At 48.0% G+C, this 12,078-nt stretch carries 13 protein-coding genes and 2 pseudogenes; all 15 read left to right on the top strand.

The genetic code is table 11. From position 1 onward, the window contains the following. The first annotated feature begins 60 nt into the window (after positions 1 to 60). Entirely contained in the window at positions 61 to 645 is a 585-nt protein-coding gene (locus NYE49_RS03795; RefSeq protein WP_047182233.1) for a TetR/AcrR family transcriptional regulator, read from the top strand. A 78-nt stretch (positions 646 to 723) separates the two neighbouring features. Beyond that, positions 724 to 1,170 carry a nuclear transport factor 2 family protein gene (locus NYE49_RS03800; RefSeq protein WP_047182234.1) on the top strand — a complete coding sequence of 149 codons (447 nt, stop codon included), beginning with the start codon at positions 724 to 726 and terminating at the stop codon, positions 1,168 to 1,170. After that, positions 1,167 to 2,029, top strand: a pseudogene (locus NYE49_RS03805) (NAD-dependent epimerase/dehydratase family protein); the annotation flags it as partial. The gene NYE49_RS03800 and the pseudogene NYE49_RS03805, both read left to right, overlap by 4 nt. A 129-nt stretch (positions 2,030 to 2,158) precedes the next feature. After that, positions 2,159 to 2,407: a spore coat-associated protein CotJA gene (gene cotJA, locus NYE49_RS03810; protein ID WP_003219489.1), complete on the top strand. Its 249-nt coding sequence runs from the start codon at positions 2,159 to 2,161 to the stop codon at positions 2,405 to 2,407. Continuing rightward, complete coding sequence (cotJB, locus tag NYE49_RS03815) at positions 2,391 to 2,654, top strand: spore coat protein CotJB (RefSeq protein WP_003219491.1); 264 nt, start codon at positions 2,391 to 2,393, stop codon at positions 2,652 to 2,654. Before cotJA ends, cotJB begins: the two co-directional genes overlap by 17 nt. Before the next feature lie 14 nt (positions 2,655 to 2,668). Continuing rightward, the gene (cotJC, locus tag NYE49_RS03820) at positions 2,669 to 3,238 is read left to right on the top strand and encodes a spore coat protein CotJC (RefSeq protein WP_003233850.1); all 570 of its coding nucleotides are present in this window, start codon (positions 2,669 to 2,671) and stop codon (positions 3,236 to 3,238) included. Positions 3,239 to 3,361: 123 nt separating this feature from the next. Beyond that, positions 3,362 to 3,904 (top strand): GNAT family N-acetyltransferase, encoded by a 543-nt coding sequence (locus tag NYE49_RS03825; protein WP_047182236.1) that lies wholly within the window; start codon positions 3,362 to 3,364, stop codon positions 3,902 to 3,904. A 22-nt stretch (positions 3,905 to 3,926) separates the two neighbouring features. Beyond that, a pseudogene (locus NYE49_RS03830) lies at positions 3,927 to 4,225 on the top strand (YesK-like family protein). A 114-nt stretch (positions 4,226 to 4,339) separates the two neighbouring features. Next, the gene (locus NYE49_RS03835; protein ID WP_342410939.1) at positions 4,340 to 4,969 is read left to right on the top strand and encodes a YesL family protein; all 630 of its coding nucleotides are present in this window, start codon (positions 4,340 to 4,342) and stop codon (positions 4,967 to 4,969) included. After that, on the top strand, positions 4,966 to 6,699 hold the full coding sequence (gene yesM / locus NYE49_RS03840) for a two-component system sensor histidine kinase YesM (protein WP_342410940.1): 1,734 nt from the start codon (positions 4,966 to 4,968) through the stop codon (positions 6,697 to 6,699). Before NYE49_RS03835 ends, yesM begins: the two co-directional genes overlap by 4 nt. After that, the gene (yesN, locus tag NYE49_RS03845) at positions 6,699 to 7,805 is read left to right on the top strand and encodes a two-component system response regulator YesN (RefSeq protein ID WP_015383036.1); all 1,107 of its coding nucleotides are present in this window, start codon (positions 6,699 to 6,701) and stop codon (positions 7,803 to 7,805) included. Before yesM ends, yesN begins: the two co-directional genes overlap by 1 nt. A 104-nt stretch (positions 7,806 to 7,909) precedes the next feature. Continuing rightward, positions 7,910 to 9,193, top strand: a complete 1,284-nt coding sequence (locus NYE49_RS03850; RefSeq protein ID WP_015482921.1) for an ABC transporter substrate-binding protein — start codon at positions 7,910 to 7,912, stop codon at positions 9,191 to 9,193. Beyond that, positions 9,190 to 10,119: a sugar ABC transporter permease gene (locus NYE49_RS03855; protein ID WP_003233835.1), complete on the top strand. Its 930-nt coding sequence runs from the start codon at positions 9,190 to 9,192 to the stop codon at positions 10,117 to 10,119. Before NYE49_RS03850 ends, NYE49_RS03855 begins: the two co-directional genes overlap by 4 nt. 3 nt (positions 10,120 to 10,122) lie before the next feature. Then, positions 10,123 to 11,013 (top strand): carbohydrate ABC transporter permease, encoded by an 891-nt coding sequence (locus tag NYE49_RS03860; protein ID WP_047182239.1) that lies wholly within the window; start codon positions 10,123 to 10,125, stop codon positions 11,011 to 11,013. Between the two features lie 15 nt (positions 11,014 to 11,028). Then, positions 11,029 to 12,063 carry a rhamnogalacturonyl hydrolase YesR gene (gene yesR, locus NYE49_RS03865; RefSeq protein ID WP_047182240.1) on the top strand — a complete coding sequence of 345 codons (1,035 nt, stop codon included), beginning with the start codon at positions 11,029 to 11,031 and terminating at the stop codon, positions 12,061 to 12,063. Positions 12,064 to 12,078: the final 15 nt, after the last annotated feature.

Consider the following 12,078-nt stretch of genomic DNA (forward strand, 5'->3'; position numbering starts at 1 on the left):
TTTTTTCTTGACTGTTCAGTCTGGAAACTGGTAACATTTGTTTCAGGAGGTGACCGTTTTTTGGGGAGGAATAAAGAATTTGATACGGCGCTTGTTCTTCACAGGGCGATAGAGGTTTTCGGAGAGTATGGCTACGAAGGAACGTCTCTTCAGGATCTGCTCTCTCATTTAGGGATTGCGCGCCAAAGTTTGTATGATACGTATGGCACGAAGCGTGATTTGTTTTTGTCAGCTGTGAAAACGTATCTTGAAGGGAAAAACACTGCTGTTATGGAAAGGCTTGAAGCGCCAGGATCTGTAAAGGAAGCCATTCGTGATATTTTTCAAGAAGGTGTCAATGCTTTGAGGGATCCTGAACGGGCGAAGGCGTGCTATATCATTAACAGTGCGATTGAACAGATTCCGCATGACCCTGAGCTTGCCCGGTATTTTGAAAGACAATCCAAGCAGCTTGAGGACGCTTTTTATCAGGCGCTTTTAAGAGCGAAGGATCAAGGAGAATTGAATGGCGAAGATACTGATATATCTGCGCTTGCCCGGTACCTGAATCAAAGCAGGCTGTCTCTGACATTTGTTGCGAAAGTGACGGCTGATATGGATCGGCTTCAGGACCATGTTGACGTGAGTTTATCAGTGCTTGATTAACATGTGGTAAAGGATTCTTTGCCCATGTGTGTACTTTTTGGACTGAATAGTCTGGAAATAAAAATGAGGTGATGATGAATGTTGATGAATGAGTTTGAAAAAGCATGTGAAACATTGAGAAAGTTTATGGCTTATATGCTTGAGAAGGACATGAAGAGCTGGACGGAGCTTTGGGATGAGAATGCTGTATTTGAGTTTCCTTATGCGCCGGAGGGATCACCAAAAAGAATAGAAGGAAAAGCGGCCATTTACAATTATATTAAGGATTATCCTAAGCAGATCCATCTTTCTTCATTTACCACTCCGACAGTGTACCGTTCAGCAGACTCGAATACGGTGATTGCGGAGTTTCAATGTGACGGCCATGTGATTGAGACTGGACTGCCTTATCGCCAAAGCTATATCAGTGTCATCGAAACGAGAGACGGCCGCATTGTTCGTTATAAGGATTATTGGAATCCGCTTGTTGTAAAAGAGGCCTTTGGAGGATCATTTTTGCAAACAGAGGAGAGTGGAAAACGATGAAACAGAATCCGATTTTAATTACAGGCGGGACCGGCACAACCGGCAGCCGAATCGCCAGCCGTTTAATAGAGCTGGGGCACAGGGTGCGTATTGCGAGCCGGAAAAAGGGCGCGCTTGCTGATGCTGAGTATGTGTATTTTGATTGGAAGGACGCCTCCAGTTTTACGCCTGCTCTGGAACAGGTAAAACAGATCTATCTTGTTGCTCCGGTCGGTGTATTTGATCCGGCTCCCTGTGTGCTCCCCTTTTTAAAGGAGGCAAAGCGTCTCGGCGCAAAGCGGGTAGTGATGCAAAGTGCGTCTGTTGTCTCCGAGAACGGTCCCGTGTTTGGCGCGCTTCATCAGGCAGTGCGTGAGTTTCCAGAATGGACGGTGCTGCGGCCTTCATACTTTATGCAAAATTTCATCAATGTCCAGCATCGCATGTCGATTCAAACGGAGGGCCGCATCACAACGGCTTCGGGTGAAGGAAAACTTGGGTTTATTGACGCTGATGACATCGCAGAAACAGCCGTCAGGGCTTTGATTGATGATGTTCCTCATCAAACACATCATATTCTGACAGGACCCGAGGCGCTGAGCTATGCCGAAGCGGCAGAGATGATCGGTGCAGCGGCAGGACGCCGGGTGGAGCATGTCAGCATTTCTCGTTCCGAGCTGCAGCATAAAATGGAGGCAGGAGGTTTGCCCGCGGATTATGCCCATTTTATGGCGAAGCTTGATGAGGCAATCAGCCATGGTGCGGAACATCGGGTAACGGATACAGTGAAGCGTGTGACGGGAAAAGAACCTCGTTCGCTGTCAGAGTTTGCGGCTGCTCATGCTGCATATTGGAAACACTGACCTCATTTTGGACTGAATAGTCTAGAAAGACCTTCGGCTCTTCCGAAGGTCTTCTTATTGAAAAAGCTAAGCCGTGTTTCAGTCATAATCATGCCCCCTGCCTCATACCTATTAAGGTCATTGTTTTTGAGAAAGGAGGAGCCGGAATGAAGGATATGCAGCCGTTTACGCCTGTCAAATCATATACGCCCTTTCACAGCCGTTTTGATCCCTGTCCGCCTATAGGGAAGAAATATTACAGAACGCCCCCTAACCTTTATATGACCTTTCAGCCTGAGCACATGGAGCAGTTTTCGCCGATGGAGGCTTTGAGGAAAGGCACCCTTTGGAAGGATCTCTATGATTTTTATGAAAACCCTTATCGAGGGGGAGACGCACATGGCAAAAAAGGTTGATGCCGAATATTATCGTCAGCTAGAGCAAATACAGGCTGCTGATTTTGTGCTTGTTGAGCTGAGTCTTTATTTAAATACACATCCTCATGATGAAGATGCGCTGAAGCAATTCAATCAATATTCCGGCTATTCAAGGCACTTAAAAAGACAGTTCGAATCCTCTTACGGACCGCTTCTGCAGTTCGGCAACAGCCCCGCGGGCAAGGATTGGGATTGGGGAAAAGGGCCATGGCCGTGGCAAGTATAAGGAGGAATGCCTGAATGTGGGTGTATGAAAAGAAGCTGCAATACCCTGTCAAGGTCAGTACGTGCAACCCGACGCTGGCGAAGTATTTGATTGAGCAGTATGGCGGAGCGGACGGCGAGCTGGCCGCGGCTCTCCGGTATTTGAACCAGCGTTATACGATTCCTGATAAGGTCATCGGCCTTTTAACAGATATCGGCACGGAGGAGTTTGCCCATTTGGAAATGATTGCGACCATGGTCTATAAGTTAACGAAAGACGCTACACCGGAGCAGCTGCGTGAAGCGGGGCTTGGCGATCATTACGTCAATCACGACAGCGCGCTTTTTTATCATAATGCGGCGGGCGTGCCGTTTACCGCGAGCTATATCCAAGCGAAGGGCGATCCGATTGCCGATTTATACGAAGATATTGCCGCAGAAGAAAAGGCGCGGGCGACGTATCAATGGCTGATTGATATTTCGGATGATCCTGATTTAAACGATTCCCTGCGTTTTTTGCGTGAGCGTGAAATCGTACACTCTATGCGCTTCAGAGAAGCGGTTGAAATTTTAAAAGAAGAACGGGATAAAAAGAAGATTTTTTAATAGGCAGATTGGCCTCTCTTTCATACACCCTTTTACATACAGAGAAAATGGTCTGTTTTTGCAGTTTGGTCTGCATTATAATCAAGGGTGTGTGCAAGCTTACTTTTTGATTGGGAGGCCTTTATGTCAGCTTTTAAGATTGAGAACGAAACGATTGCAGATGAATTTTACGCGTGTCCGGCCGTCTATGAGGATGCAGAATCGATTACCGGGTTGCTCGTCCGAACAGCTGAATGGCTCCGAGATCGGGGTTCTAACCAATGGAGCGGACTTCTGAAAGGGCAAGATATACATGATATCACGGGGTCAATTGAAAAGGGACATGTGTTTGTGTTTAAAAAAGATGAAGAGCTTGCGGCTGTCGTGATGCTGCTGCCTGAACCGAGCGAGTGGGACCGGACGCTTTGGGGAGACGATGGGCATGAGGAGTCCATTTATTTGCACCGCCTCGCAGTAAGCCGCCGGTTTGCGGGACAGGGGCTTGGAGCCCGCGTCCTTCAGTGGGCGGAGACGGGCATACACTTTCCGGAAAAAACGCGGATCCGGCTTGACTGTGTCGCTGATAACGACGCCCTGCATTCCTTTTATCGGCGTATGGGATATGAATTCATGGGTGCTGATGCGTCCGGATATCATTTGTTTGAGAAAGAGATTACGGCAGAATAAGCGTCCTTTGCAGGGGGCTTTTTTGTCTTTTCTAAAAGGGAGGGCAGGCGATGTGTGGCCAATATTATTTGTGACAGGGATTGTGACGGCTTGTCTGCTGGCGTATCCGTTTTGATGCGGATGAGATTTCGTGACAAAAGTCGACCGGAATGGATGTTGGCCGTGCTGATCGTCCTTGGCATGTTTGCGATCTGGTACAGCCTCGTGTATGTACGCGGCTGGGAAGGGGCTACGCTCGGAATGCTTGGATTCAATGTCATTTTCGGGGCCATTGCCGGATATTTGGTCGATAAGGCCATCCGGCGTTACAGGAAAAGATAAAGCTGCTGCCGTCTCTCATCATGTCGAAATTTTCACAGAACGGCAGGAATTTTCTTTCGAAAGGAGAAATACATATTACTTTAAAATGAAAGCGTTTTCCGAAGCGGGAAGGTGATGTTGATGATACACAGTGTGACAAATGGGCTGAATCGTTTTTGTGCGTGGGTGATGAGACTGGCCTATTTGAATGTGCTTTGGATTTTGTTTTCTCTTGCAGGCCTGGTTGTGTTTGGGCTGATGCCCGCTACTGCCGCGATGTTTACAGTGGCGAGAGAATGGGCGAAGGGGAATACAGATGCCCCGGTGTTTTCTGTCTTTTTTCGGACGTTTAAAAAGGAATGGCGGGTATCACAGATCCTCGGGCTTATCGTTGTGACGGCTGCCCTGTTTCTGTTTGCGGATATGCGGATAGCGGCTCAAATGGACCAGCCTGTGCTCGTCAATGTATTCCTGAGCATCAGTTTGATTTTCGCGTTTATTGTGCTGTATGTGTTCCCGGTGTTTTCTCATTTTGATGTAAAAATCAGAGAGGTGCTGAGCATCAGCTTTTTGATTGCTTTCAGCCGTCCGGCGGTGACGCTTTTGATGGCAGCGGGCGCTGTCGGTGTGCTTTGTCTCGTTCTGTTTCATGTCACGTTTCTATTGTTTTTCAGCGGGAGTTTACTCAGCCTGATCTTAACGAAGCTGTCCTTTAAAGCGTTTCGGTCAATGGATCAGCGACAGGAGAAAGAAAAGGCGGCATGAAGAAAAGAGTTGCTGGCTGGTACAGGCGGATGAAGATTAAGGATAAGCTGTTTGTGTTTCTAACGTTGATTATGGCCGTATCCTTTCTGTTTGTATACAGCGGGGTCCAGTATGCCTTTCATGTGTATGATGAGCAGATTTACCGCAAGTCCTCGGAGGTGCTTCGGATGTCTTCTGAAAGGATCGAAGACGAGCTGAAGAAGATAGAGGATGTGTCATATGAAATCATTACAGACGAACAGATTCAGCGCATCCTGAGCATGCAAAATCGGGATGATACGTATGATCAATATCAAATGAAGCAGGAGCTGTGGGACCAGCTTGCGGGATATGCCAGCGATGAAAAGTACATCGATTCCATTCATTTGATTGATGCCCGCGGCTCAGAGTATTCAGCCGGAAGCAGTTCTTCAGATCTTTTGCAGCAGGAGCAGGAAGAGGTATTTAAGCGAGCGAAAGCGAAAAATGGAAGAAATCTTTGGATGACGCTCGGCGGTTCAGATCCTGTCTTGATTTCAGCACGGCAGATCAGGTCCTATCACCAGCTGAGTCTGAACGGGTTGGGCATGGTGCTGATCCAAGTCAATGTAAAACAGATGGTTCGTGATGTGCCGAAGGATTGGGGCGATTCAGTCGGAGACATTATGATTGCTGACCAAGGCGGGAATCTGGTGTATACGGCACATGCATCAGCGCATGTTCCTGAGGCAGCAAAAGAGACGCTGAAGCACCCCGGTTATGACTTGATAAAAAAGAATGGCAAACGTTACTTTATTTCTTATCTTCAATCATCCTACCAAAATTGGAGCTACTATAACGTTATCCCCTTTGATCAGATGTTCGCGAAAATTTCCTTTATGAAAACAGTGATCGGCACATGCTTTCTCCTCTTTTTCTGTGTGGTTTTGCTTTTCGGAAGGAAAATCGCCAACAGCATCACGGAGCCGATTGAACAGCTTGTGACCGCGATGAAATCGGTACAGCACGGCGGCATTGAAGCGAGTGTGTCGCTTTCTCTGCCGGAACATACACAGGATGAGGCCGGCATGCTGAACCGCCATTTTACTGTCATGATGAAACGGATTAATGAGCTGATGGAAGAAAATGTTGAAAAACAGCTCATTATTAAAGAAACCGAATTGAAAGCACTGCAAGCCCAGATCAATCCGCATTTTTTATATAACACGCTCGAGTCCATCAATTGGCTGGCAAAGGCGAATCAGCAAAAGCAAATCTCAAAAATGGTGGAATCGCTCGGTTTTCTTCTGCGAAACAGCATACATATGAAAAAGGATATCGTGACCATTCAGGAGGAGGCGGACATTGTACGTCACTATATGACCATTCAGCGATTTCGATTTGAAGAGCGCCTGAATTTCACGTTGGATATTGACGATGAGGTGAAGCATTGCCTCATTCCGAAACTGACGCTCCAGCCGCTTGCGGAAAATGCGATTCAATACGCGCTTGAACCCTTTACAAGACCGTGCGCCATCCGGATTCAGGCGAAAAAGGCGAAGGAATGTGTCTGTATTACGGTCGAAGATAACGGCCCTGGCATGGATGGACGGATTCTTGAATCAACGGGCGGAAGAGGAATCGGACTTTGGAATATTCGCGAGCGCATCAGCCTGACATTCGGAGAGCCATACGGATTGCGGATTCATAGTGAGCATGGAAAGGGGACGAGGATTGTGATCACAATACCGTGCCAAAATGAGGTGGTGTGATGTATAAAATTCTGCTGGCTGATGATGAGAGGATTATCCTTGATGGAATGGCAGGAATCATTGAGTGGGAGTCGCTTGGCGCCTCATTGATCGGTAAAGCGCAGAACGGACATGAAGCATATGAAAAGATTGTACATAAGCAGCCGCATATCGTCATCACAGACGTCAAAATGCCCGGCATGGACGGGCTTGAGCTGATCAAAAAGGTGTCAGCCGTCAGCCCGTCGGTGCAATTTATCGTCCTGTCCGGGTTTGGAGAGTTTGAGTACGCAAAGGAAGCCATGAAATATGGGGTGAAGCATTATTTGCTGAAGCCCTGCAATGAACAGCAGATTATCAGCTCGCTGGAGGAAATCATTGCTGAGCTGAAGCGGCAAGATGTGCACAAAAAGAAAACAGCCCATCTAAAACACGAGCTCGACCATATCCGTTCCTTTGCAGCCGATCAATACTTGGAAGGCTTGATCGCCGGTGTGGCCCAGCTGTCTCCGCCGCCTTCACTTGCCGGAAAAAAGATCCGCCTCTTGATCTTAAAAGGGGAACAATCTATTGATGCCACAGCCAGAGAGGCACTCGGGTCGGCACTGACAGCGGTTTGCAGCAGCGGAGAATGGACCGTGCTCGCCGTAGAGGAGAACGCCGCTGAAAAGGCGGCGGAGGTTTTTGCAACCCGCAAGCTGGCCATCAGTCAGGCGGGAGAACTCCGGCACGCGGGGCAGCTGTTTCGTGACACAGCTGAAGCGTCTGGTGACCTGCATGGGAGCGCAGTGATTTCAAAAATGATCAGGCTTATTGCCGACGAGCTCGGAAATCCGAATCTGTCCTTAAAATGGGCGGCGAAGGATATGCTGTTTATGAATCCTGATTATCTCGGGAAGTTATTTAAGCAGGAAACAGGCGAGAAATTTTCCCAATATGTTACACGAGTGCGTCTTGAACATGCGATGAAACAGATGAAAATGAGGCGGGATGCGAGTGTATCAGAAATTGCTGAAGAAATCGGGTTTGGCGATAATCCGAAGTATTTCAGTCTTGTTTTTAAAAAATATACCGGTCTGACACCGTCAGAATTCAGAAGAAAACAGGGAGGCGCTTCCGCAGGATAGCCATCTCTGTTTTTTTGACTTTCGCCACTGTTTTTTGAGTGTTTCGCCCTATCCGAACGCTTTAAAATAAAATGTAAGCACTTACATTAAAAGGGGGGATTGGTTTGAAGAAGATTTGTTACGTGCTGTTATCCCTTGTCTGCGTCTTTATTTTCAGCGGATGTTCAGCAGGTGAAGAGGCCTCGGGAAAAAAAGAAGACGTTACACTCAGAATCGCGTGGTGGGGCGGGCAGCCAAGGCATGATTATACAACAAAGGTAATTGAACTTTACGAAAAAAAGAATCCGCACGTCCATATTGAAGCGGAATTTGCGAACTGGGATGACTACTGGAAAAAGCTCGCGCCCATGTCTGCCGCCGGCCAGCTTCCGGATGTCATTCAAATGGATACCGCTTACTTAGCCCAATACGGAAAGAAGAACCAGCTGGAGGATTTAACGCCGTATACAAAGGATGGAACGATTGACGTCAGTTCAATCGACGAGAATATGCTGTCGGGCGGAAAAATCGACAATAAGCTATATGGATTTACGCTAGGTGTCAACGTGCTGTCTGTGATTGCCAATGAAGATTTGCTGAAAAAAGCCGGTGTGTCTATCAATCAGAAAAACTGGACGTGGGAGGATTACGAGAAGCTGGCGTATGATCTTCAGGAAAAAGCCGGTGTCTACGGTTCCAACGGAATGCATCCGCCTGATATTTTCTTCCCTTATTATTTGCGCACAAAGGGTGAGCGCTTTTATAAAGAAGACGGCACTGGCCTCGCGTATCAAGATGATCAGCTGTTTGTCGATTACTTTGAGCGGCAGCTGAGGCTGGTGAAAGCGAAAACGTCCCCAACACCTGATGAAAGCGCACAGATTAAAGGGATGGAAGACGATTTTATCGTCAAAGGCAAATCAGCGATTACATGGAACTACTCCAATCAATATTTGGGCTTTGCCCGGCTGACAGACTCGCCGCTGTCTCTCTATCTGCCGCCGGAGCAAATGAAGGAAAAGGCGCTGACACTGAAGCCGAGTATGCTGTTTTCCATTCCGAAAAGCTCTGAGCATAAAAAAGAGGCAGCGAAATTTATTAATTTCTTCGTGAATAATGAGGAAGCGAACCAGCTGATTAAAGGCGAGCGAGGCGTTCCAGTCTCCGACAAGGTGGCGGATGCGATTAAACCGAAGCTGAATGAGGAAGAAGCCAACATCGTGGAGTATGTAGAAACCGCGTCAAAAAACATCAGCAAAGCCGATCCGCCAGAGCCTGTGGGAAGCGCGGAGGTCATCAAGCTGCTGAAGGATACGTCAGATCAGATTCTGTATCAGAAGGTATCGCCGGAAAAAGCCGCCAAAACGTTCCGGAAAAAGGCCAATGAGATATTAGAGAGGAATAATTGACGGGAAATGGGGCTGACGCAATGAAAAAAAGCCGGAGTATAAGAAAAGACAATCTGGCGGGATATGCTTTTATTTCTCCGTTTATCATCGGGTTCCTATGCTTTACAGTAATTCCGATGGGGGCGTCCCTGTTTCTGTCCTTCACGAGCTATGACTTGTTTACGGCGCCGAAATGGATCGGGCTCGACAACTTTAAGGAAATGTTTACGGGTGACGAAAAGTATTGGCAGTCTCTGAAAGTGACGTTTACGTATGTGCTTGCCGGGGTTCCGCTCCGCCTCGGCTTCGCGCTTTTTATCGCTGTCATTTTAAACAATGCAGCAAAAGGAACGGCCATTTACAGAACGCTCTTTTATCTGCCTTCGATCATCGGCGGGAGCGTCGCCGTGGCGATTATGTGGCGCAATATTTTTGGCAATGACGGGGTCATCAATGCGCTGCTGTTTTTTGTCGGGATTGATCAAAAAATTCTTTGGTACCAGAATCCGACAAGTGCGCTGTGGACATTGATTCTGCTGTCCGTCTGGCAGTTCGGGTCGTCAATGCTGATTTTTCTGGCCGGGCTGAAAAACATTCCGTCTTCGTATTTGGAAGCGGCAAGTGTGGATGGGGCAAATCGGGTGCAGCGTTTCTTCAAGATCACACTTCCGATTCTTACACCGATTATTTTCTTTAATCTTGTGATGCAGACGATTTCTGCTTTTATGACATTTACACCTGCCTATATCATTTCGAAGGGCGAGGGCGGGCCGCTTGACGGGACACTTCTCTATTCGCTTTATTTGTTCCAGCGTGCGTTTAACTATTTTCAAATGGGCTACGCATCGGCGATGGCGTGGGTCATGCTTGTCATTGTCGGGCTGATTACGCTCATATTGTTTAAAACATCGTCATATTGGGTTCATTACGAGTCAAAGGAGGAATGACGGATGGAGCCGGTCAACGAGCCTGTCAGGAAAGCCCCGGTTTTTGAAAGAAAAAAAGCCGGGCGCGTCAGTCCCAAACGCATACTGTTCCATGTTTGTACAGGAACACTGGCGGTGTTACTGCTGTACCCGGTCATTTGGCTGTTTGTCAGCTCGTTTAAAGAAAGCGCCAGTATTTTTACAACCTCTCATTCACTCATTCCAGACCCTTTTATTCTCAGTAACTATGCTGAAGGGTGGAAGGGTATCGCGGGACAGCCGTTTCTGACGTTTATTAAAAACTCGGCGATCATTGTCGGACTGTCAACAATCGGTGCCGTCCTGTCATCGGCTGTCATTGCGTACGGATTTGCACGTATTCCATTTAAGGGAAAAAAGTTTTGGTTTGCGTGCATGATGGGGACGTTAATGCTGCCTCATGAAGTATTGATGATTCCGCAGTATATTATGTTTGCGAAATTAGACTGGCTGAATTCCTTTAAACCAATTGTCGTTCCGCAATTTTTCGGGCATGCGTTTTTTATCTTTCTGATGATCCAGTTTATCAGGACGATTCCCGAGGAGCTGGATGAAGCCGCGCGAATCGACGGATGTGGGCGCTTTGCCTGCTTTTGGCGGATCATTCTCCCGCTGATTGCCCCCGCGCTTGCGACGTCTGCGATTTTCTCCTTCTATTGGAAGTGGGAGGAGCTGATTCAGCCGCTCTTGTATTTGAATAAGCCGGAGCTTTACCCTGTTTCACTTGCGCTGAAGCTTTTTCTCGATACAGAGTCGGCTTCGAACTGGGGCGCGATGTTTGCCATGTCGGCCGTCTCGTTATTGCCTGTGATTCTTGTATTCTTTTTGTTTCAGAAATATATTGTTCAGGGCATCAGTACGACCGGATTAAAATAAAAAGGAGTGTTGCAGATGGCACAGCTTATTTTTGATGAAGAAAAGGTGACGTCGGTTATTGACCGGATCGTGAAACGGACATTTCAGATGGATTTTGCGTGGGATTGGCCGGGCGGCGTCGCGTTTTACGGCGTAGCGGAGGCCTATGAAGCGACAGAAAACGAGGAATATATCAATCTGTTAAAAACGTGGGTGGATGAACAGCTGGAGGATGGGCTGCCGCCGCTTTCGATCAACGGTGTTTCCATCGGGCATACGCTTTTGTTCCTTCACAAGGTGACGGGCGATGACGCGTATTTGGAAACAGCGGCCGAGATGGCGGAATATGTGCTGCATAAGGCGCCGCGCTTTGGCGAGGGTATCCTTCAGCATACGGTGAATGCGGCAGAATACGTATTCCCTGAACAGGCATGGGCGGATACGCTGATGATGGCTGGGCTGTTTATGCTGAGAATCGGGCGGGTCATGGAGCGTGAGGATTATTTTGAAGACGGCCTGCGCCAGTTTCACGGACATGAGGATGTGCTTCAGGACCCTGTCACGAATTTGTACTACCACGCCTGGGACAACAAAGCGAAAAATCATCTGTCGGGGATTTATTGGGGCAGGGCGAACGGCTGGGCGGCACTCACGATGGCAAAGGCGCTCCCGCTCATTGAGGTGACACATCCTTCCTTTATGATCATCGACGGATCGCTCAGAGACCAGCTGAGCGCGCTTGTCCGGCTTCAGGATGAATCAGGGCTGTGGCATACGATTTTGGATGATCCGGATTCTTATCTGGAGGTTTCGGCATCAGCGGGAATTGCTTCTGCTCTGATGTCGAGCGGAAAGCTGTATACAAAATATGTGCAGAAATCGCTTGCCGCCATTTTGGATGCGGTGGAAGAGGACGGACGGGTCAGCAAGGTATCGGCCGGGACAGCCGTCATGAAAAATGCCGAAGGATACAAACAGGTGCCTTACAAACGAATACAAGGATGGGGGCAGGGACTTGCGCTGACGTTTCTTGCTGATGTTTTGAAAACGAAAAAACGCGTGTATCAGTAAAGACAGCGGCGGGGG

This window comes from Bacillus sp. FSL L8-0358 (genome assembly GCF_038593095.1).
Classification (GTDB): Bacteria; Bacillota; Bacilli; order Bacillales; family Bacillaceae; genus Bacillus; species Bacillus subtilis.